We start from the raw sequence: 21,883 nt of genomic DNA, 5'->3' as shown, positions 1-21,883 counted from the left end.
TGGACTTGACGATTTTCTGAGTATTTCTAAAATATATTAAGAATAATAAAAAAATGTAAAACAGTAGTTGAGCTACACAGCTCAATATGCTTTACCACAAAAGTGTAGTAATTTACATTTCCCAACAAAAGGATTTTTCAAATGATGACACAATCACAACCCAGCGTCACCCCTAAGCTAGAAGAGCCAAAATTTGGATTTAATGAATATGCTGAGCGCTTGAATGGCCGAGCTGCAATGATTGGCTTTATTCTGATGGTGTTGATTGAATACTTCACCGACAAGGGTGTCCTATCATGGCTAGGTCTGAAGTAAATTGCATAAAAGTACCAATGTACTACTTTGAATTAAATGATAAAGCGATACGGTTCAGTTAAGGTTTTACTCTAACCTTTGGAGGTGCGAGTCTGAAAATAATTGATTTGTCTTGGTGTTTTAGTGTCTTGGTGTCTTGGTGGTGAAAAAGATCATTTTGAAACCACAAAGACACTAAGACACAAAGAGTACTAACGAACTGTGTTGAGTGATAAATGAAGATTTCAACCAGTTGGAATATCCAACTGGTTTTCTTATCTGAACAACAAAAGGCTTATTTAATAAAAGTCAGGGTTCTATGGCTGTTCGGAAAACCCCCCAGAAGTGGTTTGCTGTAATACTCTCGTTTAAGAAATAAATATAATATTATGATGTAAATGTAAAACTATAGCTGTAAGCGCTAAATGTAGATTAATATTTTTCAGTAAATTTACATAAAAGGTTAACTGAAATAAACCAAACTGTGATGAATGCTCTATTGCCTCGTTTTTTAAAGTCATCCTACCGAAAAGAACCGCTAATCAGCGTAGTGATTACGATGGGAGTGGTAGAAGCGCTGATCGGTGGATTTGACGATAAGTGGTCTTTGTTCGCTTTTGGTTTAGGAACAGCAGGAATAACGCTTTTACTAAAATTTTGGCTACGTCAACGGCGTCGCCCTCTACCTGCTGAAGAGACTGTGGTGCAACATTACTTGCCTTCACGCTCTTCGAGTCCGACTTTACCAATGCTGAGTATTGCTAAGAAGAAACCACCCCAGTAGAGTTTAAGTTTAAAATTTTATATTTAAGATTAGAAGATTCGCGGAGCATCGCCAAATTTATGGTTTTCACTCTTGTGGAGTTTTTTTTCTTGACTTACAAAAGAAAGTAAGTCTGAGGCGATCGCTCGTAGTTCTAATCTAAAAATATATGAGTAATAGTTATAGTAAAGTATTTGACAAAATCCTAAATATCAGATTAAAAATTTCCTCTATAAGAGGGGTAAGTATAGCAGGTGCTGTGGCGATCGCTTCCTTGGTACAAGTACCACTTGTAAATCCTGCAACTGTTGAAGCGAGACCAAATCCTGAAACTAGCAACAACTTTTTTCAACCCCAGCAAATTTATACCTTTAAAAATCATTCAGGAAGCATTAAATCCCTGACCTTCAGTCCCGATAGCAAAACTTTGGTGAGTGGAGGTTCACACAACGATGGTGTAATTCGCCTGTGGAGTATCAAAAATGGCGATATCATAGGAACCATTCGCAAGGCTCAGAAAACAGCTGTCGAATCTGTGCTGATTTCACCAGATGGTCAAACTTTGGCTAGCTGTAGTAACGATTACACTGTTAATCTTTGGAATCTCAAAACTAACAAATTTACTCGTTCCTTCATCGGTCACACTAGCAACGTTCTATCTTTAGCTGCAACTCCTGATGGAAAAATTCTGGCTAGTGGTGGTTTAGATGGTATTCGCCTCTGGGATTTGGTAAAAAAGCGTCCCCTAGCTACTTTAGTACACTACAACAACATTTCTAAAATTACGATTAGTCCAGATGGTCAGATTCTCGCCAGTGGTGAGACTCAGGGTGTAGTCAAGTTATGGAACTTAAATTCTGGTCAACTCATCCGTCAGTTTTCCGCGCACACTCAAGTCGTCAGTGGTTTAGCTTTTACCCCAGATGGACAAACTTTAGTTACTGCTAGCCATGATGGCACTATTAAACTGTGGGATGCCAAAACAGGAGATTTCGCTGGTACTCTTACAGAAAACAACAATTCATTGAATCATAATAATTGGATCAATGCCATTGCTATTAATCCCAATGGACGTATCTTAGCTAGTGGTGGGAAACAGGGCGTAGTACAGTTATGGGATTTAACCACAGGAAAGTTACTCAATACACTTGAGGGACATACCGACTGGGTAAGTACGATCGCCTTTAGTCCCGATGGAAAGTTATTTGCTAGTGGCGGATATGACAAAAGAATTTTGGTTTGGCGCATTTAACGCATTCCCCACAACTGATTATCAATAACCAACAACCAAAACTAACCGTAGATTTGCTAGTCTAAGGATATTGGCAAGTCCATTGCTGGCGATCGCACCATTCCGGAATCATTACTAAATAAAAATACTAATAACTAAAGTAATAATAGAGACATGACTATGACAGCACCAGAAGATCGAGCCACCCGTTTTTACACTCAAGAAGATATACAGAAAATTCTACACTTGGCGATCGCTCGCCAAGCCAAAGACCAAGAAAAAGAATTTTCCTATGAACAACTTTTAGAAATTGCTACAGAATTAGAAATTCCCCCAGAAACTCTGAAACTAGCAGAACACGATTGGCAAATTACCCAAGGAGAAATACAGCAAAGACAAGCTTTTAACAATTATCGCATCGGAAGATTTAAAAAGCGCTTTGGTAAATTTACTATTGTCAACGGTGTTTTACTCTTAGTTGATCTAGTTGGTGGCGCAGGTCTATCTTGGTCACTGTATATTTTCCTATTTTGGGGACTAGGTGTAGCCCTTGATGCTTGGAATACTTTCCAAACCAAAGGCGAAGATTACGAAATGGCTTTCCAAAAATGGTATCGCCAGAATCAGATCAAACAAACTATTAACAGAGTAGTCAATAAATTCCTTAACGCATGGCAGAGTTAGGAGAAGGGAGATGGGGAGTGTGTAGACGCGTAGCAGCTTAAGGTAAGGGTGGAGTATGAGGAGTATGAGCGGTAATAAACCACTAACCACTAACCATTAACCAATGTACAGACGTGCAATGGCAGCTCTCTACAACCACTAACCACTAACAACCAACAACCAACAACCAACAACTAAGTATTTATAAACAAAAAGCCGACAGCCTTTGAGAAGACTGTCAGCAATTAGTGTGTTCCCTATTAATGACTCGGCTAGAGTTCAGTTGTCATTTATTCTCTCTGTTTAGCAATTGCAGGCATAGGATCTTAATCATGCATAATTGTGATTGTCATCACAAATTTACTTGAGTAGATCTTGTATTTAGCAGGATTTTTCCCTTTTAAAGCTGGATATCCTGGATTTTGATATGTGCTGGACTGCGTATTCAAAGAAATCCTTTAGAAAATTTTTCAATATGCAAGTTTGACATTACAAGATGATTCACCTGTTTAGCACATGACTAGATTATATAAACTATGTCTGGTGTGAACAGTATTGATCTATTTGTATCTATTCTGAACTTAAGACAAGCATGCGGATATTTTTTTCGTGAACAAAATAACCACTCTTGTGAAGCAAGAATAAAGCTAATCTTGGTTCATATTTTTAGCATCGCAGTTAATAGTTAGTTGTTGAGCCTATACCTAAAAAATGAATTCTTGAATTCACAAGGAGATAGCAGTTGACAATTTCATAACGCTAAAATCCTAATTTAATTGCAGTATGAGCCTCTAGCCTATCCGTATTGCTAATTTTTAGAAATTACGCCTGATGTGAATTGAATATGGAGACGCAATATTCCTTGCGCCTGCTAAAAAACGTTTTTTTAGAAATCGACCACCGATACACACCGATAAACACAGATAACACAGATGCATCTTTCATGGGTGGTTGGGTGGTCATTGCTTTGTTGAGTATTTCCCATGATCTATTAGCGCCTTTGTTAATTCACATTAGACGTAAATTATATTTAGTACAAGCGATCGCCGTCATAGTCTATGGTGTCGATACTTGCAAAAGGATCAATAGCAAAACACCCTGTTCAGTTCAGAATCGTATCTTTTCAAAAGCTTAATTATGGGATGTTTACACAACAAACTTAGAGTTCAGGTTTGAGTGCTTGGTGAATATAGTAAATATATATGTTATGAAATGCTCTTTATTTTTAGAACTCGTGAAAATACTGAAGTATTTCTCTTTGTCGAAAATCAAGATAAAAATTTACGTATTTTTGCTGTTGACTAACAAAACTAGCCCTCAATAGTCCTACGCTGACGCTCATGTCCGACTAATTGCTTACTACATAAAGCTTGGGCATCGGGTATTGGGCATTAGGCATGAGAAAATCATCATTATCTTAATTACCAATTACCCATTACCAACCCCAACGGATAATGTAACTCTGAACTCCAAATTCCAGATTTTATTCCTTGATGGTACACGCCCCCTGAAAAATCTGTGGAGTCAATCCAAAATCCAAAATCCAAAATCGGTTGACAGGAACGGGACAGAAAATCGATACAATAATCCTTTGTCCCCTTGGTGCAAACTTCCATGACCAGCGCTTCCGAACCTCCTTTTTCTCCTCAAGAAATAGCATCTGAAGGACTTAAACTTGAAGAATACCAAGAAATAGTCCGGCGATTAGGGCGTCATCCCAACAAAGCTGAACTAGGTATGTTTGGGGTGATGTGGTCAGAGCATTGCTGTTATAAAAATTCTCGTCCTTTATTGAAACAGTTTCCGACCACAGGCGATCGCATCCTGGTGGGACCTGGTGAAAATGCTGGTGTTGTAGACTTAGGTGATGGACTGCGACTGGCGTTTAAAATAGAATCTCATAACCACCCCAGTGCAGTAGAACCCTTCCAAGGAGCCGCCACTGGTGTTGGAGGCATTCTGCGTGATATATTTACAATGGGCGCGCGTCCCATTGCTGTTTTAAATTCTCTTCGCTTCGGCTCTCTGGAAGATCCCAAGACACAAAGGCTGTTTATTGGTGTGGTAGCAGGGATCGCTCACTATGGTAATTCTGTGGGAGTGCCCACCGTTGGCGGTGAAGTCTACTTTGATCCTGCCTACTCTGGCAATCCTTTGGTCAATGTCATGGCACTAGGATTGATGGAAACACCCGAAATTGTCAAATCTGGGGCATCTGGTATTGGCAATCCGGTGCTTTACGTTGGTTCCACCACTGGACGCGATGGTATGGGGGGTGCAAGTTTTGCAAGTGCCGAACTCAGCGATGCATCAATGGACGATCGCCCGGCGGTGCAAGTCGGTGATCCCTTCCTGGAAAAGTCTTTGATAGAAGCTTGTCTGGAAGCCTTTAAAACAGGTGCTGTAGTTGCAGCTCAGGATATGGGTGCTGCTGGGATCACCTGTTCCACCTCCGAAATGGCAGCTAAAGGTGGTGTAGGTATTGAATTTGATTTAGATAAAGTACCTGTGCGCGAACTGGGAATGGTTCCCTATGAATATCTGCTTTCCGAATCTCAAGAGAGAATGCTATTTGTCGCCCAAAAGGGACGGGAACAAGAGTTAATCGATATTTTCCATCGTTGGGGACTTCATGCTGTTGTTGCTGGTACAGTGATTGCCGAACCAGTTGTCCGGATTCTGTTTCGAGGTAAAGTAGCAGCAGAGATTCCTGCTACAGCTTTGGCAGAAAATACACCTGTGTATAAGAGGGAATTATTAACAGAATCACCAGAATATGTGCGTCAAGCTTGGGAATGGACACCAAATTCTTTGCCCCCATGTACAACTGCTGGCATAGAAATCCAAGGAAAGTTGCGTACTTGGAATGATATTTTATTGATTTTGCTAGATAATCCTACGATTGCTTCTAAAAGCTGGATTTATCGCCAGTATGATCATCAGGTGCAGAACAATACAGTGATGTTACCCGGTGGTGGTGATGCTGCGGTGATACGTTTGCGTCCATTGGAACCCCCCCCTTCCGTCCCCGTAAACGCAGGGGGTAATAAAGCTGTTGCTGCTACAGTAGATTGCAATCCCCGCTACGTTTATCTTGATCCTTACGAAGGGGCGAAAGCCGTAGTTGCAGAAGCCGCACGCAATCTTAGCTGTGTTGGTGCACAACCCCTGGCGGTGACTGATAACCTCAATTTTGGCAGCCCGGAAAAACCGATTGGTTATTGGCAATTAGCAGAAGCTTGTCGTGGTTTGGCAGAAGGTTGTCGGGAATTAGCAACTCCGGTAACTGGGGGTAATGTTTCTCTGTACAACGAGACTCTTGATTCTCAAGGAAATCCTCAGCCGATTTATCCAACTCCGGTTGTTGGTATGGTAGGGTTAATCCCCGATTTAAGCAAAATTTGTGGTCAAGCTTGGCAAGTAGCAGGTGATGTAATTTATCTTTTAGGACTATCAGAATCCAAAATTACCTTGGGAGCTTCGGAATATTTAGCTAGTATTCATGGCATTGTAGCTGGTAAACCACCACGGGTAGATTTTGACTGGGAAAGACGGGTACAAAAAGTGTGTCGTGAGGGAATTCGTCAAGGTTGGGTACGTTCAGCCCATGATTGTGCTGAGGGTGGTTTGGTAATTGCTCTGGCTGAGTGTTGTATTACGGGTAAAATGGGCGCAGATATTAGCTTAAAGTTACCTCTAGATGATTCGCAACGTCTAGATGAAGTACTTTTTGGTGAAGGTGGTGGGCGGATTTTAGTTGCCGTAGCACCAGAACAACAAGAAACTTGGGAATCTTACTTACAGGAAAACCTTGGTCAAAACTGGCAAAAACTCGGTAAAGTTGGGAATTCCGAAATTGGCTTGCGGGTTTTATCCTCTGATGGTCAAACTTTAATCAACGCTAGGATTGAAGAGATGGGCGATCGCTACTTAAAGGCGATCGAAAGGCGTTTAGCCGTTTATACCAATACCCAAGAACGTTAAGTAATCTAAAGATGAATCAAATTTCATACTTTAGACACTTTACATTTCGCGCTTGATTAGCTTCCGCGAAAATAATAATTACGCTACTGTTTTAGTAGATGGTTAACCATTTATTAATATTTTTGCATCCATCCATTTACATAATCCTAGTGATTTGACACCCTCATCAGGAGCCAAGCTAGCATGATTCCCACCCATCCCATCACTGCGGATGACCAGCCTCTACCAACTAATAATCCAATGACTCATCAGGATACTCGACCAGATAAGCCAGAAGAAGCTTGTGGTGTTTTTGGCATCTATGCACCAGAAGAAGATGTTGCCAAACTTACTTACTTTGGTTTGTATGCTCTCCAACACCGGGGGCAAGAATCCGCTGGCATTGCTACTTTTGAAGGTGAACAAGTACATTTGCATAAAGACATGGGTTTAGTATCCCAGGTCTTCAACGAAGGAATTTTAAGCAACTTGCCTGGCCAGATGGCAGTTGGTCATACTCGCTATTCCACCACAGGTTCGAGTCGAAAAGTAAACGCCCAACCTGCTGTGGTTGATACTCGCTTAGGAACACTGGCTTTAGCACATAATGGGAATTTGGTCAATACAATTCAGTTACGCCAAGAATTACTAGAGAATAACTGTAACTTGGTGACTACAACTGATTCTGAAATGATTGCTTTTGCGATCGCCCAAGAAATAGACGCTGGTCAAAATTGGCTAGAGGGCTGCATTAAAGCTTTTAGTCGTCTGAGTGGAGCCTTTAGTTTGGTAATTGGTACACCTGCTGGTTTGATGGGCGTTCGTGATCCCAACGGTATTCGTCCTCTGGTAATTGGTACTTTGGGAAGCGATCCGGTGCGTTATGTGCTTGCTTCTGAAACTTGCGGTTTAGATATTATTGGTGCTGAGTATCTGCGGGATGTAGAACCAGGTGAATTAGTCTGGATTACACAAGAGGGTTTGGCTTCCTACCACTGGAGTCAGCAGCAGCAACGTAAGCTGTGTATCTTTGAAATGATTTACTTTGCCCGTCCCGATAGTGTCATGCACAACGAAAGCTTATATACTTACCGGATGCGCTTAGGGCGGCAACTAGCAACAGAATCAATTGTAGACGCAGATATTGTCATTGGTGTTCCTGATTCTGGGATTCCTGCTGCCATTGGCTTTTCTCAAGCCTCCGGTATCTCCTATGCCGAAGGACTGATCAAAAATCGCTACGTCGGACGCACATTTATTCAGCCTACTCAAACCATGCGCGAATCAGGCATCCGCATGAAACTTAACCCCCTCAAAGATGTGTTGAATGGTAAACGAGTCATAATTGTCGATGACTCAATTGTCCGAGGAACTACTAGCCGCAAACTTGTCAAAACCTTGCGTGAAGCCGGGGCTACAGAAGTACATATGCGAATTTCTTCGCCGCCAGTCACTCACCCTTGCTTTTACGGCATCGATACCGATAGTCAAGATCAGCTAATCGCAGCGACAAAATCAGTAGCAGAAATCACCAAGCAACTAGAAGTAGATAGCCTTGCCTATCTCAGTTGGGAGGGAATGCTGTTAGCGACGGGAGAAGATCCACAAAGTTTTTGTTCTGCCTGTTTCACAGGAGATTACCCCGTCACTGTACCGGAGCAGGTCAAAGCTTCTAAATTGATCTTAGAGAAAGCAGTCATGTCATAAATTAGGGTAAAAAATCTTTAAAGCACCTCAAAGCTTGAGGTGCTTTTTGATTAACCCATATTCCGCAGGTTAGCAAGATACAGTGTGATGAAAGCCGACAATCATGATCAGATGAATCGACATGAAATTCTAGAATTGCCGTTTTTTTGTATCTGGATTAGATTATTGTTTTAATCTTCTGCAAAAATTTTTGCCATACAACCCGAAAATCGTTGTGATGAATGTGAAGTATGTAATTGACCAAGTTCAGCCTAGCAAAGACTAAAATGCCAATTATTACCACAATATCAGAATTATATTTTTACTTTTTCTTATCTATTTACAAAGGTGCTTACTAATGCTAAATGCCAAAAAAATATTGCATTTACAAACACCCATTCAACAAATTTTTCCATCCATTTGTGGAATAATTGTATTTCTCACAATTTGGTATTTCCTCAGTCTGAGACCTGATACTTCACTTCCATCTCCCTTTGAGGTTGTAAATCACACTTGGGAATTGATTCGTAATCCATTTTTTAACAACGGTAGCCATAACAAAGGTATGTTTTGGCTCATCCTTGCGAGTCTCAAGCGAGTTGTTTTTGGTTACTTACTGGCGGCATTAGTGGGAATTCCGATTGGATTTCTCATTAGTTTGAATAGTTTTATGAGACAAGCGATCGACCCGATTATTCAGTGGTTGCGTCCTGTAGCGCCTCTGGCGTGGTTGCCTTTAGCACAAGCAATTTTTCTTAAGCCCAATCCCTCAGCTATCTTTGTTATCTTTATTACGGCAATTTGGCCGATTATCCTGAACACTGCTTTAGGTGTACAGCTAATTCCCAAAGACTACCTGAATATTTCCAAGATATTAGAATTCTCTATTTTTGAAAGCTTTTTCAAAATTCTTCTACCTGCAACCATGCCCTACATTTTTACTGGATTAAGGGTTGCCCTTGGTTTATCTTGGTTAGCGGTAGTAGCTGCTGAGATGTTGTTATCTGATGATGGACTTGGCTTTTTTATTGTTAATGCTTACAACAATTCTGACATTGATGAAATCATCTTGGCAATTATTTATTTAGGTGGAGTTGGTTTGATACTTGATCGGATGATGGCATATATATCTTCTCAAGTAACTCCGCAAGAGTAATACCATTTTGGATTTTAGATTTTGGATTGTTAAACATTTATTGAATAAGTGTTTCAGATTTCCATCTGTCGCAATCATTTTTCAATTTGGTGTATTTTTTGCCTTAAGAGATAAATTTAGTTATATATAAGCTACTATGTCTATTTTTGTAGAAATTCGGGATCTATCTAAAGAATTTCGCTCACCGGAAGGTGGCAGACACGCTGTACTCACAGATGTCAACTTGGAAATTAAGCAAGGAGAATTTATTTCTCTGATTGGTCATTCTGGTTGTGGCAAATCCACCTTACTGAATATCGTTGCTGGTTTAGAAAAAGCTTCACGGGGTCAGGTATTAGTTGACGGTCAATTAGTCAAACGACCGGGACGCGATCGCATGATGATGTTCCAAAACTATTCTCTGCTTCCTTGGTTAACAGCTTGGGAAAATGTGGCGATCGCAGTAGATAAAGCAATGTCCCACAAATCCAAAGCCGAACGCCATCGCATAGTTGCAACCTACCTGGAAATGGTCGGTTTAAAGGATGCAGCGCGCAAGAAACCCAGACAACTTTCTGGTGGAATGAAACAACGAGTAGCACTAGCACGGGCTTTAGCAATTAAACCAAAGCTGTTGCTATTAGATGAGCCATTTGGAGCCTTGGATGCACTGACTCGCAGTTCTCTACAAATAGAGTTAATGCAAATTTGTGAGCAAAATCATATTACGGCAATTATGGTTACTCATGATGTTGATGAAGCATTGTTACTCTCTGATAGGGTAGTGATGTTAAATACTGCTGCTAGTATTTCGGTAGGGCAAATTTTACACGTACCTTTTACTCGTCCCCGTATTGCCACACAGATGATTGATAGTCCTGATTATTCTGCACTACGTCACGAACTTCTGCAATTTCTACATCAACAACATCAAGCCAGATATCTAGTACCAAATTATACTTGATATTAGATAAAACGGTGATAAAAGTTATGTTTTAGAAATCGTAGATACGCTCATAGGCTTCCCGCAGGGTACACAGATGAACACAGATGGACACAGATGCATACCGATAAATTCATGGCTGTGTGTTGATGTCAAATGTTGGTATTTTGCTCTCTAAGTTGAAATATTAAGTATTAAAGTAATTTTCTATGGCAAAGTTTTCTAGACGCCAATTTATTGCAGCTGGTGGCGCAGCTGTTTTGACTCACACTTTAATTAATCGTTCTTCTACTACGATTGCTACCCATTCTGCTCCCAGTGTTCATATCGGTTACAGCGACACCCCAGAAGTGACATCTGTAAAACTAGGGTTTATCCCTGTAACTAGCTGTTGTCCTTTGGTTATTGCTAAAGCAAAGGGCTTTTTTGCCAAGTACGGAATGCCAGATGTGCAAGTTATCAAACAACCTTCTTGGGCAGTTATACGTGATAAACTCATGCTGGGTTCAGCCGATCAAGGAGTAGACGGCGCTCATTTGCTGTTCCCGATGGTCTATCTTATGGCTACTGGTGAGATTAGCTACGGTCGCAAAATTCCCATGTACATCCTAGCTCGGTTGAATGTGAATGGACAGGGTATTTCTGTTGCCAATAGTTACAAAGCCTTGAATCTGAGCTTGGATAGTTCTCCTCTCAAATCAGTATTTGCTCAAAAGAGTTTGAAAGGAGATACAATGCGCTGTGCGGTTCCCTTTCGGCGGGTGACTGGGGACTTTTTTATGCGTTGGTGGCTGGCGTACGGTGGTATTGATCCTGATAAGGATGTTTCGATTATTGTTGTACCACCTCCGCAAATGGTTGCTAATATGCGTGGTGGTACAATGGAAGCTTTTTGTGTGGTAGATCCTTGGCATCAGCGCCTAGTAAAACAAGGAATAGGTTATTCTACATTAACCAGTGGGGAATTGTGGAACAATCATCCAGAAAAAGCCTTTGCTATGCGTGCTGACTGGGTAGATAAACATCCCAAAGCAGCAAAAGCACTCTTAGCTGCTGTGATGGAGGCGCAAATGTGGTGCGATCGCCCTGAAAATAAAGAAGAGATGTTTCAGATTCTCTCCAAACGAGAGTGGATAGGAATAAGTAGTGATGTTATTCGCGATCGGTTGATAGGCAAATTTGATTATGGGAATGGACGTGTTGTTGAAAATAGTCCCCACAGGATCAAGTTTTGGCAAGAAAACGCATCTTACCCCTACAAGAGCCATGATTTATGGTTTTTAATCGAGGATATGCGTTGGGGAAACCGTTCACCAGACTTTGAAACCAAACCTCTGATCAATGCTGTCAACCGGGAGGATTTATGGCGGGAAACAGCTAAATTTATCGGTCAAGCAGCAGCGATTCCAGCAAGTACATCACGAGGAATAGAAAAATTCTTTAATGGTTTAGAGTTCGATCCAGACAATCCCCAAGTATATCTGAATGCACCAACAATCCAACAAAGATTTTAAGACTAACGTGAGTACAATCTGGTATATAATCAGGAGAAGACCTTGCAACAAGTTTCTATCTTTGAGCCGTGAGCCACTGTCGCCTAAAAAAAATTTATTCCGTCAACCTAAAAATTGGCAATCAGTGCCCACCATAGAATTGCTCTACTAATTGCTGTCTAACTTTATACACATAGATGTATTCTCGCTACATAGTCAAAGTTGATTAATAGAGCAATTCTCAAGATTTTAGACTTATGCAAACAGAATTACGGGATGCAATCGCCCCGCAAGAAATCGAACGTCGGCGTAACTTTGCCATCATCTCTCACCCAGACGCAGGTAAAACTACACTCACTGAAAAGCTGCTACTCTACGGAGGCGCAATTCAGCAAGCTGGTTCTGTAAAAGCTCGTCGCGCCCAACGGCACGCTACCTCAGATTGGATGGCAATGGAGCAACAACGGGGTATATCTATTACCTCAACAGTCTTACAATTTGAGTACCAAGGGTTTCTCCTCAATCTTTTAGATACACCAGGACACCAAGACTTCAGTGAAGATACTTACCGGACGCTGGCGGCTGCGGATAATGCAGTCATGCTCATCGATGCGGCGAAGGGATTAGAAACACAGACTCGCAAGCTATTTGAAGTTTGCCGATTGCGTTCTTTGCCTATTTTTACCTTTATTAACAAACTGGATCGTCCCAGTATGTCGCCTTTAGAACTAATTGATGAAATTGAGCGAGAGCTAGGGCTGGCAACTTATGTCATCAATTGGCCGATTGGTACAGGCGACCAATTTCGAGGTGTTTTTGACCGTCGCCATCAGCAAATCCACTTATTTCAAAAGACAGCCGCTCATGGTAGCAAAAAAGCTACAGATACTACTATTTCTTTGGGAGATCCGAGGATTGAGTCACTTTTAGAGCCAGAGTTATACTACCAACTCAAAGAAGATATAGAAATTCTTGATGGGGTAGGTGCAACCTTCGATTTAGAAGCAGTGCATCAAGGTAAGATGACCCCAGTGTTTTTTGGCAGTGCTATGAACAACTTTGGTGTGGAGTTGTTTCTAGAGTCATTTTTGGAATACGGACTCAAGCCAACTCCCCATGAAAGTAATAAGGGTCTAATTGCACCAACTTATCCAGAATTTTCTGGGTTTGTGTTCAAGTTGCAAGCCAACATGGACCCGAAACACCGCGATCGCATTGCTTTTTTACGAGTCTGTTCTGGTAAGTTTGAAAAAGACATGGTGGTGAACCATGCTCGTACAGGTAAAACAATTCGGCTATCCCATCCCCAGAAATTGTTTGCTCAAGAACGGGATACGGTGGAAGTTGCTTATGCAGGGGATGTAGTTGGATTAAATAATCCGGGGACATTTGCGATCGGGGATACTGTGTACATAGGTGAAAAGTTGGTCTATCCTAATATTCCTTCTTTCTCCCCAGAGTTATTTGCTTACCTGAAAAATGCAGATCCCACTAAATACAAGAATTTCAACAAAGGGGTTACAGAACTTCAAGAAGAGGGCGCAGTACAAATTTTGCACTCCACTGATGAGAGCAAACGCAACCCAATTTTAGCTGCTGTTGGGCAACTTCAATTTGAAGTGGTGCAGTTTCGTCTAGTGAATGAGTATGGTGTGGAGACTTATTTAGAGACTCTACCTTATTCAGTGGCGCGATGGGTTACGGGAGGCTGGGCTGTACTGGAAAAGGTGGGGCGTTTGTTTAATACCTTTGTGGTGAAAGACCGTTGGGAACGTCCGGTATTGTTGTTTAAAAATCAGTGGAATTTAGATCAAATTATGGGAGAACATCCAGAGTTGGAGTTAAGCCCAATTGCTTTACCGCCTACAGGTGAGAAATAGGGGTTATTAAACGCAGAGGTACGCCAAGGTGAACGCGGAGGTACGCAGAGTATCTCTGAAGACCACCAATTAGAGAAAACCATTGAGGGAGATATGCAACTTAGAGGTGATTCCTAAAGTAAATATTAAGCAGCTAATCGCCTAACCATAATCCCCTTTTTTTCCGTTGTCTTGACAGATTGAGAATCCGCAATCGCAACGGTAGACTGATCGAACTTGGTCGTGCATTTGTTGCCAATGGTAATATCATGGAAAACTCCAGAATTGAGCATATATACCAAAATTATCAACCCCAGTTCCACAGAGGTACTAACTATTATGCTAAGACGGACTTTTCCCTCACCAGAAGCTTTGCGACGCTTACCGTTTGGTTTAGCTGACGTTGCTTTAATTCTCGGTACATTAGTATTATTAGGACTCATTGCCCGCGTTGGTGCAGACACACTGATCAGTTTTGTACCACCAGATGTTGTACCCAGTGTCAGCTTAGATCCAGTGAATTTGCCATACTATGCAGGGCGTTCAACCTTAAGAATGTTTATAGCCCTATTTTTCTCAACTTTGTTTACTTTAATCTATGGCTACATTGCGTCAAAAAATCGGCGAGCAGAGCAAGTATTAATTCCTTTATTAGATATTTTACAATCAGTTCCCGTCTTGGGCTTTTTATCAATTACGGTGACAGGTTTTATCGCTCTATTTCCTGGTAGTTTATTAGGATTAGAAGCCGCTTCGATTTTTGCGATTTTTACCAGCCAAGTCTGGAATATGACCTTTTCATTTTACCAATCCCTAAGAACAGTACCACCAGAACTAGATGAAGCCGCAAGACTTTATCGCTTATCAGGATGGCAAAGATTCACCAAATTAGAAGTACCTTCAGCAATGATTGGATTGCTGTGGAACGCCATGATGAGTTTTGGCGGCGGCTGGTTTTTTGTCGCAGCGAGTGAAGCTATCAGCGTCTTGAACCGAGATTATACCTTGCCGGGACTGGGTTCTTATGTGGCAGCTGCTATTGCCAAGGAAGACTTACCCGCTTTAGGTTGGGCATTACTAACCATTGGTATAGTAATTTTATTAGTAGATCAGCTGTTCTGGCGACCGTTGATTGCTTGGTCAGATAAGTTTCGCTTAGAGACGAGTGCAGCCGCCCAAGCGCCAGAGTCTTGGCTTTTGGATTTAATCAAAACTGCTCGACTTCCCAGTTTAATGGCTCAGGCGTTGACACCATTGGGTGAAGCGATTAACCGTCTACTGTCATCTTTGACTCCACCGCGTCCCATCCAGAATGTAGATGAAAATGAGCAAGTATTGAGCGATCGCCTCTACAACTTTGTCTTATTAATAGTAATTGGCGCACTTGTGATTACCGGGTTGCACTTTATTCTTACCACAGTAGGTTTAGCTGAAGTCATTAAAGCCTTTTTGCTAGGATTACTTACCTTGGTGCGAGTGTCGGTATTACTGGTAATTGCCACAGTTATCTGGACACCCATTGGTGTAGCGATCGGCTTTAACCCCAAATTAGCACGTCTATTACAGCCTGTAGTGCAGTTTTTGGCATCATTTCCCGCCAACTTTATCTTTCCCTTTGCCACCCTGTTCTTCATTCGTGCCAACATCAGCATTGATTTCGGTAGTATTTTGTTGATGTCTCTAGGCGCACAATGGTACATTCTCTTTAATTCCATCGCTGGAGCTATGAGCATACCTACGGATTTGCGGGAAATGGCAAAAGATGTAGGCTTACATGGCTGGAAATTATGGCAGAAATTAATTATCCCCGGCATTTTCTCTTCTTGGGTGACAGGTGGTATAACTGCTAGTGGCGGAGCTTGGAACGCCAGCATTGTCTCTGAGATTGTTAGTTGGGGACAAACCACCTTAACAGCAACAGGGTTAGGAGCATACATTGCCCAAGCAACTGAAGCAGGTGACTGGCCTCGCATCACCTTGGGCATTGGGATGATGAGTTTATATGTGGTTGGTTTTAATCGCTTATTCTGGCGACGATTGTATCACTTAGCAGAAACAAAATACCATTTATAGAAGCAAAATAAATATTGTCTATAGGAATCCGATTTGATTCATGAACAACTCGTAGAGGTAGGGAACAGGCAATAAGCAATAGAAAACATCAAATATTAGTTCTATCACTTTGAGGAAAAATGTAGGTTGATATTTTGACGTTCAGTAGTACATTTTATTTAATTCTGGTTGCATCATCTGGCAGGAACCAAATACCATTTATAGGAAAAAATCAATTATGCGTTAAATATATTTTTGTATAAAATAATATTTTTTGTCAAGAATACCAGATTTATGCCTTCAATAGTAAACTTGAGCAACAAGCAGTGTAATTATGATAAAAACAACATTAACTACAGGGCCGACACTCATCGCTGTTGAACAGGTAAACAAAAGTTTTCCCCTTCCTGATGGTAAGGGCGAGTTTACAGTTCTGCGTCAGATTAACGTCAGAGTCAATGCAGGTGAAGTCGTCGCTCTACTAGGACGTAGTGGTAGTGGTAAAAGTACCCTCCTGCGGATTATGGCAGGTTTAATTCCACCCAGTGAAGGGCAAGTCATTAGTAATGGCAAACCTTTACGTGGTGCTAACAAAGATGTGGCAATGGTTTTTCAAAGCTTTGCCCTACTACCTTGGCTAACAGTACAGGAAAACGTTGAACTGGGACTAGAAGCCCAAGGAGTGAGTCGAGAAGCCCGACGACAACGCGCCTTGAAAGCCATTGACTTGGTAGGTTTAGATGGTTTTGAAAGTGCCTATCCCAAGGAATTATCTGGGGGAATGAAACAGCGAGTTGGTTTTGCGCGGGCATTTGTGATTGAACCGCAAGTATTATTTATGGATGAACCATTTAGTGCCTTGGATGTGCTGACAGCTGAGAACTTGCGGGGTGAGATTGACGACCTGTGGAATGCAGGTAGTTTCCCTTCTAAAAGTATATTAATTGTCACCCATAATATTGAGGAGGCAGTATTTTTAGCAGATCGGGTGATTATTTTGGGGGCAAATCCCGGACGTGTTCGTGGTGAAGTCGTGATTGATTTACCCCGCCCCCACGATCGCACACACCCTCGATTCCAAGCTTTAGTAGACTATATATATACGGTGATGACTAACCCAGAAGCCGAAGTCACTGGAGAAGTTACAGTAGCCAAAACTGAAGCCCCAACTCAAAAACCTCAATCGCCCTATGCCCAATTATTACCTCATGTGCGAGTTGGTGGCATTAGTGGTCTTTTAGAATTAATTGTCGAACAACCAGATAGCAGGGAAGATATTTTTAAGTTAGCAGAACGGATACAACTGGCAGTAGATGACCTTTTACCAATTCTCGATGCTGCGGTGTTGTTGGGCTTTGCAAAAGTAACCCAAGGTGATGTCCAACTCACTGATATTGGGCGTGACTTTGCCACCACTACCATTTTGCGAAGTAAGGATCTATTCCGGCAGCAAGTGTTGCAAAATGTACCTATGTTAGCCAGTATGGTACAGACACTACGGGAAAAACGCATTGGTTCAATGCGGGCAGATTTTTTTATGGATTTGCTGGATGAACATTTTCCTCCTGAAGAAGCAGAACGACAATTTGCTACCGCCGTTGATTGGGGACGCTACGCAGAATTATTTGAGTATGATGCTAGGGAAGAACGACTTTATTTGCCAGAGCCGACATTGGCAGAAACTAGAGAATAGGAGAGTTTATCGATCAAAAAATTGTCATCTACTCATCTTTATTTTAGGTGGACGAGCTTGTTTTCTGTGCGATCTCAACCCAAAATCCAGTTAAAGCGATCGCACTTGGCAATATCAAAGAAAAGCCCAGAATTGGCGCATAACTACCAAAATTATCAAATATTGTAGCAAATAACACTCGCCCAAAAGCCGTACCCGCAACAGAGATAGTTGTGGCTAAACAGCTAATTGCTCCCAGATGCGATCGCCCAAAGTAATAGGTGACGTGGGAGAATTAACACCACATTTGCACAAACGCGCTCAGAAAAAGCTGACAGCCAGGGGACAAAAGAAAGCTGAGGAAATGAAGAAGATTTTAGAAGAACAACGCGATCGCACCCCTCGAACGAAAGCTATGAACTATATAGTTTGCAAAATTTCCTCATCCACAGAAAAATCAATTTCTGCCTTGTGCCGTCCTGACACCAAATAATCATTTCCGAAGGAGTCTTGCAGCCCAGAAATTAGATCATACTCAGGTTGCCAATCTAATTCTGTCATGGCTTTATTTACTGAAGCAAAAAAGTGCTGTGTTCTTAAAGGAAAAGCTTTACGCTTGCCGAAATCAAACTTTTTCGGGTCGTAATGGACGATTTTGATTTCATCGGGCGATTTACCAGCCGCTACAGCACAAGCACGCGCTAAACCATCAAAAGTGACAAAGCGATCGCCTGAAACATTATAAATTTGTCTGAGTGCTCGAGAATTGCCCAAAACTTTGGTCATTGCCGTTGCTAAGTCTTTGACATGGCCTAGCTGGGTGATGTGTAAGCCATTTCCAGGGATGGGAATCGGGCGATCGCGCACAATTCTATCAAAAAACCAAGCTTCCAAATCGTTATAGTTCTTTGGCCCATAAATGTAAGTGGGACGAATAGAGGTAAAGGGAATTCCTTGTTGTATTAGGTAAGCTTCTGTTTCATGCTTACCCTTGTGGCGACTTTTCGGATCAACTGCATCACCTTCAATATGAGGCATTTGGTCTGATTTGAGGTATACTCCAGCAGAACTCATGTAGATAAAATTTTGCACGCGGTCTTGAAAAATTTCTGCAAGTGGTTGAGTATCAGTAAGTTCCCGTCCGTTATTGTCAAAAATGGCATCAAAATTCTCTTTAGAAAGTCTTTCTTTTAATTGGGTGGCGTCAGTGCGATCGCCTGTAATTTGTCCTATACCCTCAACTGGTAGCGGACGATTCCCACGATTGAAAAGTACTACCTCGTGTCCCTGCTGTACCAGCAGTTGAGTTAGGTAGACGCCAATGAATCGAGTACCACCCACAATTAGAATTCGCATAAATCCCCAATTTTTCTGTCAGTTGTCATTTTGGGGGCTAGGGACAGGTCGGACACTTCCCCTTTGTCTTCTCCCTAATCCCCAATCCCTAATCTGAGATTATCAGCTTGTGGAACCTATTTTGAGAAGATAACGTCCTTGATTGGATATGGGGCATTTCCCATTTTCAATGACAACGGGAAACTTTTCAGTTAACCTCATAATTTGCGTGTGTCGTTTTCTACCTACTAATTAAAGTTAGCTGTGCCCTTGAAATATGCTTTGGTGCATGAGTGGCTAACACCTAAAGCCACTGGCGGTTCAGAACTAGTTGTGCGGGAAATTCTGAACTACATTGATGCGGACTTATATGCCCTCATCGATTTTGAATCTCGTAACCCAGAAAGTTATTTATATAAACGTCAAATTGGCACGACGTTTCTCCAACACTTCCCCTTTGCCGAAAAAGGTATACAAAAATACCTACCTTTTTTGCCTTTAGCAATTGAACAACTCGATTTACGTGAGTATGATGTTGTTCTTTCTTCATCCCATGCTGTTGCTAAAGGAGTTCTAACTTCTCCTGAACAGTTACATATTTGCTACTGCCACAGTCCCATGCGCTACGCTTGGGACTTAACGTTTGATTATCTGCGTCAAAGCAAACTTGGTAACGGTTTACCCGGTTGGATGACGCGATATTTATTACATCAATTACGCATGTGGGACGTGCTAAGTGCAAATCGTGTTGATTATTTTATTGCTAATTCTTACCATACAGCTCGTCGCATTTGGCGTTGCTACCGACGGGAAGCAACTGTTATTTATCCACCTGTGAATATTGAAAAATTTTCTTTTTCTCCTGACAAACAAGACTTCTATTTAACTGTTTCCCGATTAGTTAGTTACAAACAAGTATCTCTAATTGTCAGCGCTTTTAACCAAATGCAAAAAAAATTAGTAGTAATAGGCACAGGTCCAGAAATGAAAAAAATTCGTAAAATAGCAAATCCAAATATACAAATTCTTGGGTGGCAACCTGATGAGGTTGTCAAACAATATATGGCTCATGCTAAAGGTTTTGTATATGCAGCTTGTGAAGATTTTGGCATTGCCTTAGTAGAAGCACAAGCTTGTGGTACACCAGTAATTGCCTATGACGCTGGTGGCGCTAAAGAAACGGTAAGGGATATCCGCACCTGGGGAGAAACAGGAACGGGTATATTGTTTGAGGAACAAAAAGAAGCGTCCTTAATCGGAGCTATAGAAACTTTAGAAGCCTCTTACAGCAAATTTATTCCCGAATATGTTCGATCACACGCCGAGCAATTTAAAAGTCAAATATTTGCCCAACGTTACTTAGAATTTTTACAGACGTGCATCGAAAAAAATTCTTCAAGTGTATGTGAGGTCTGATTTTTGCAGAAGCTTTTGGAAAATTGCTCCCAGAAGCACCTGCGTTTAGCTTTAAGATTGGGACTATGTGTGGTGTGGATTATTAAGGAGTATGATGACTGCCCAGAGCTCACTCCTCTCCGGCAAGCGCTCACGTAGCGCATCCGGGACGGGGCGTTCTTTCACAGACAGCCCCTCTTTGCCTGAAAGACGTTCACCATCTGGTGAAGCCAGATTAACGTTGATTGGGCGATCGCGTACGTTCTTAAAACGCGGTCAACCAGCAAAGACGCCTAGAATAAAGCCTAGAGGTCTGTCTTTTCAGGTTCTCAACGGAGAGTTTGCTAAACGACTATTTGATATTGTCTTTTCGCTTTCTGTATTAATTTTGTTTTCTCCCGTTTATTTAGTTTTGGCCTTGTTGATTGCTTTAAGCTCGGAAGGTCCCATTTTTTATGTTCAAGAACGGGTTGGTAAAAACTACAAGCCTTTCAATTGTATAAAATTCCGCACAATGGTGACGAATGCTGACGAAATGCTTATGCAAATGATGGATACATCGCCAGAGTTGCGGCAAGAGTTTGAAAACAATTTCAAGCTCAAACACGATCCCCGAATTACAAGGATCGGTAAATTTTTACGAATTACCAGTCTGGACGAATTTCCTCAATTTTGGAACGTTCTCAAAGGGGATATGAGTGTTGTCGGTCCACGACCATTAGTTGCGGAAGAATTACCAAAATACGGTTATTACATTGATCAGATTTTAACTATCCGACCTGGAATAACTGGATTATGGCAAGTCTCTGGTCGCAATGACATTCCTTACCCTCGACGAGTCCAAATAGACCTGCATTATGTAAAATTTAGGAACTTTTGGCTCGATCTATGGATAGTTTTGAAAACGATTCGTGTGGTAATCATGCCTAAAGATAACGGAGCTTACTGAAAAATTAGCACACCCTGATTTTGTGGGGCAGTTAATGCCCCAAATGCAAAATATAGATGATTCATACCAATTTTGGATTTTGCAAAAAGTTTGAGCAGATGAAACCTCTGCTAAAGCTTTTGAAGATGGATTTTAGATTGGGATTCTTTGCTAAAGGACTATTCGTGGAATTTAAAACAATGCTAACTGTTACAATTTGGTATGATAGAGAAATTGTATTTAAAAGTAGGATAGTTTATATTTATAATCAATTATAATCAATTAGCAAAAAATATTTAGTCAAAAAATCAATGTAGTTGTCACTTAAAATTATCTCTATTATTTAAGCTTTATAAATTCTTTGCAATTCAAAAAATATATAAACTTTTAGTAAAAGGTTAAAAAAAATAGACAGTATCAACAAATTTATCTGTTTTGATTACAAAAGTACCTGAAAATGATTTAAAATCA

17 protein-coding genes and 1 pseudogene are annotated in these 21,883 nt (G+C 41.2%); 16 read left to right on the top strand and 2 right to left on the bottom strand.

Annotated features, from left to right (window positions below; genetic code table 11):
* The first annotated feature begins 141 nt into the window (after window positions 1-141).
* The 11 genes from NIES592_RS25115 (at window position 142) to prfC (ending at window position 14,051) form a co-directional block, all read left to right on the top strand.
* On the top strand, window positions 142-315 hold the full coding sequence (locus NIES592_RS25115) for a CAB/ELIP/HLIP-related protein (RefSeq protein ID WP_009453905.1): 174 nt from the start codon (window positions 142-144) through the stop codon (window positions 313-315).
* A gap of 466 nt (window positions 316-781) precedes the next feature.
* On the top strand, window positions 782-1,078 hold the full coding sequence (locus tag NIES592_RS11705) for a hypothetical protein (protein ID WP_062246515.1): 297 nt from the start codon (window positions 782-784) through the stop codon (window positions 1,076-1,078).
* Window positions 1,079-1,226: 148 nt separating this feature from the next.
* The gene (locus NIES592_RS11700) at window positions 1,227-2,309 is read left to right on the top strand and encodes a WD40 repeat domain-containing protein (protein WP_073555812.1); all 1,083 of its coding nucleotides are present in this window, start codon (window positions 1,227-1,229) and stop codon (window positions 2,307-2,309) included.
* A gap of 159 nt (window positions 2,310-2,468) precedes the next feature.
* A complete protein-coding gene (locus NIES592_RS11695) occupies window positions 2,469-2,972 on the top strand; it encodes a 2TM domain-containing protein (protein WP_009453914.1) in 504 nt (167 codons plus the stop codon).
* Between the two features lie 823 nt (window positions 2,973-3,795).
* Complete coding sequence (locus tag NIES592_RS24525; protein WP_143168365.1) at window positions 3,796-4,086, top strand: hypothetical protein; 291 nt, start codon at window positions 3,796-3,798, stop codon at window positions 4,084-4,086.
* A 479-nt stretch (window positions 4,087-4,565) separates the two neighbouring features.
* Complete coding sequence (purL, locus tag NIES592_RS11680; protein WP_073555811.1) at window positions 4,566-6,935, top strand: phosphoribosylformylglycinamidine synthase subunit PurL; 2,370 nt, start codon at window positions 4,566-4,568, stop codon at window positions 6,933-6,935.
* A gap of 183 nt (window positions 6,936-7,118) precedes the next feature.
* Window positions 7,119-8,621 (top strand): amidophosphoribosyltransferase, encoded by a 1,503-nt coding sequence (gene purF, locus NIES592_RS11675; protein ID WP_073555810.1) that lies wholly within the window; start codon window positions 7,119-7,121, stop codon window positions 8,619-8,621.
* 337 nt (window positions 8,622-8,958) lie between these two features.
* On the top strand, window positions 8,959-9,756 hold the full coding sequence (gene ntrB, locus NIES592_RS11670) for a nitrate ABC transporter permease (RefSeq protein WP_073555809.1): 798 nt from the start codon (window positions 8,959-8,961) through the stop codon (window positions 9,754-9,756).
* A 136-nt stretch (window positions 9,757-9,892) separates the two neighbouring features.
* Entirely contained in the window at window positions 9,893-10,699 is an 807-nt protein-coding gene (locus NIES592_RS11665; protein ID WP_062246503.1) for an ABC transporter ATP-binding protein, read from the top strand.
* 188 nt (window positions 10,700-10,887) lie between these two features.
* The gene (locus NIES592_RS11660) at window positions 10,888-12,192 is read left to right on the top strand and encodes a CmpA/NrtA family ABC transporter substrate-binding protein (RefSeq protein WP_073555808.1); all 1,305 of its coding nucleotides are present in this window, start codon (window positions 10,888-10,890) and stop codon (window positions 12,190-12,192) included.
* Window positions 12,193-12,428: 236 nt separating this feature from the next.
* The gene (gene prfC / locus NIES592_RS11655; RefSeq protein ID WP_073555807.1) at window positions 12,429-14,051 is read left to right on the top strand and encodes a peptide chain release factor 3; all 1,623 of its coding nucleotides are present in this window, start codon (window positions 12,429-12,431) and stop codon (window positions 14,049-14,051) included.
* Window positions 14,052-14,203: 152 nt separating this feature from the next.
* Here the strand turns inward: prfC and NIES592_RS26255 are convergent.
* A pseudogene (locus NIES592_RS26255) lies at window positions 14,204-14,288 on the bottom strand (IS5/IS1182 family transposase); the annotation flags it as partial.
* An 81-nt stretch (window positions 14,289-14,369) separates the two neighbouring features.
* On the opposite strand from NIES592_RS26255, the gene NIES592_RS11650 reads away from it, so the two are divergent.
* The 3 genes from NIES592_RS11650 (at window position 14,370) to NIES592_RS11640 (ending at window position 18,247) form a co-directional block, all read left to right on the top strand.
* The gene (locus NIES592_RS11650; RefSeq protein WP_073555806.1) at window positions 14,370-16,103 is read left to right on the top strand and encodes an ABC transporter permease; all 1,734 of its coding nucleotides are present in this window, start codon (window positions 14,370-14,372) and stop codon (window positions 16,101-16,103) included.
* Window positions 16,104-16,416: 313 nt separating this feature from the next.
* Window positions 16,417-17,775, top strand: coding sequence for an ABC transporter ATP-binding protein (locus NIES592_RS11645; protein ID WP_062246495.1), 1,359 nt, complete (start codon window positions 16,417-16,419; stop codon window positions 17,773-17,775).
* 238 nt (window positions 17,776-18,013) lie between these two features.
* On the top strand, window positions 18,014-18,247 hold the full coding sequence (locus NIES592_RS11640; protein WP_073555805.1) for a hypothetical protein: 234 nt from the start codon (window positions 18,014-18,016) through the stop codon (window positions 18,245-18,247).
* Here NIES592_RS11640 and NIES592_RS11635 read toward each other — a convergent pair.
* Window positions 18,175-19,110, bottom strand: coding sequence for an NAD-dependent epimerase/dehydratase family protein (locus NIES592_RS11635; RefSeq protein ID WP_073555804.1), 936 nt, complete (start codon window positions 19,108-19,110; stop codon window positions 18,175-18,177). The two genes, NIES592_RS11640 and NIES592_RS11635, sit on opposite strands and share 73 nt — an antisense overlap.
* Before the next feature lie 243 nt (window positions 19,111-19,353).
* On the opposite strand from NIES592_RS11635, the gene NIES592_RS11630 reads away from it, so the two are divergent.
* Both NIES592_RS11630 and NIES592_RS11625 read left to right on the top strand, forming a co-directional pair.
* The gene (locus NIES592_RS11630; protein ID WP_062246491.1) at window positions 19,354-20,505 is read left to right on the top strand and encodes a glycosyltransferase; all 1,152 of its coding nucleotides are present in this window, start codon (window positions 19,354-19,356) and stop codon (window positions 20,503-20,505) included.
* Window positions 20,506-20,599: 94 nt separating this feature from the next.
* Window positions 20,600-21,433 carry a sugar transferase gene (locus NIES592_RS11625; RefSeq protein WP_071846739.1) on the top strand — a complete coding sequence of 278 codons (834 nt, stop codon included), beginning with the start codon at window positions 20,600-20,602 and terminating at the stop codon, window positions 21,431-21,433.
* Window positions 21,434-21,883 lie beyond the last annotated feature (450 nt).

The organism is Fischerella major NIES-592, assembly GCF_001904645.1.
Lineage (GTDB): Bacteria > Cyanobacteriota > Cyanobacteriia > Cyanobacteriales > Nostocaceae > Fischerella > Fischerella thermalis.
Note: the sequence above shows the minus strand (reverse complement) of the source record. Positions and strands in the feature narration are given on the sequence as shown.

Coding starts and splice junctions, on each gene's coding strand:
- purF (WP_073555810.1), top strand. CDS start 7,119: ATGATTCCCACCCATCCCATCACTGCGGATGACCAGCCTCTACCAACT.
- NIES592_RS24525 (WP_143168365.1), top strand. CDS start 3,796: ATGGAGACGCAATATTCCTTGCGCCTGCTAAAAAACGTTTTTTTAGAA.
- NIES592_RS11650 (WP_073555806.1), top strand. CDS start 14,370: ATGCTAAGACGGACTTTTCCCTCACCAGAAGCTTTGCGACGCTTACCG.
- NIES592_RS11695 (WP_009453914.1), top strand. CDS start 2,469: ATGACAGCACCAGAAGATCGAGCCACCCGTTTTTACACTCAAGAAGAT.
- NIES592_RS25115 (WP_009453905.1), top strand. CDS start 142: ATGATGACACAATCACAACCCAGCGTCACCCCTAAGCTAGAAGAGCCA.
- ntrB (WP_073555809.1), top strand. CDS start 8,959: ATGCTAAATGCCAAAAAAATATTGCATTTACAAACACCCATTCAACAA.
- NIES592_RS11705 (WP_062246515.1), top strand. CDS start 782: ATGAATGCTCTATTGCCTCGTTTTTTAAAGTCATCCTACCGAAAAGAA.
- NIES592_RS11665 (WP_062246503.1), top strand. CDS start 9,893: ATGTCTATTTTTGTAGAAATTCGGGATCTATCTAAAGAATTTCGCTCA.
- NIES592_RS11660 (WP_073555808.1), top strand. CDS start 10,888: ATGGCAAAGTTTTCTAGACGCCAATTTATTGCAGCTGGTGGCGCAGCT.
- NIES592_RS11635 (WP_073555804.1), bottom strand. CDS start 19,110: ATGCGAATTCTAATTGTGGGTGGTACTCGATTCATTGGCGTCTACCTA.
- NIES592_RS11700 (WP_073555812.1), top strand. CDS start 1,227: ATGAGTAATAGTTATAGTAAAGTATTTGACAAAATCCTAAATATCAGA.
- prfC (WP_073555807.1), top strand. CDS start 12,429: ATGCAAACAGAATTACGGGATGCAATCGCCCCGCAAGAAATCGAACGT.
- NIES592_RS11625 (WP_071846739.1), top strand. CDS start 20,600: ATGACTGCCCAGAGCTCACTCCTCTCCGGCAAGCGCTCACGTAGCGCA.
- NIES592_RS11640 (WP_073555805.1), top strand. CDS start 18,014: ATGCGATCGCCCAAAGTAATAGGTGACGTGGGAGAATTAACACCACAT.
- NIES592_RS11645 (WP_062246495.1), top strand. CDS start 16,417: ATGATAAAAACAACATTAACTACAGGGCCGACACTCATCGCTGTTGAA.
- purL (WP_073555811.1), top strand. CDS start 4,566: ATGACCAGCGCTTCCGAACCTCCTTTTTCTCCTCAAGAAATAGCATCT.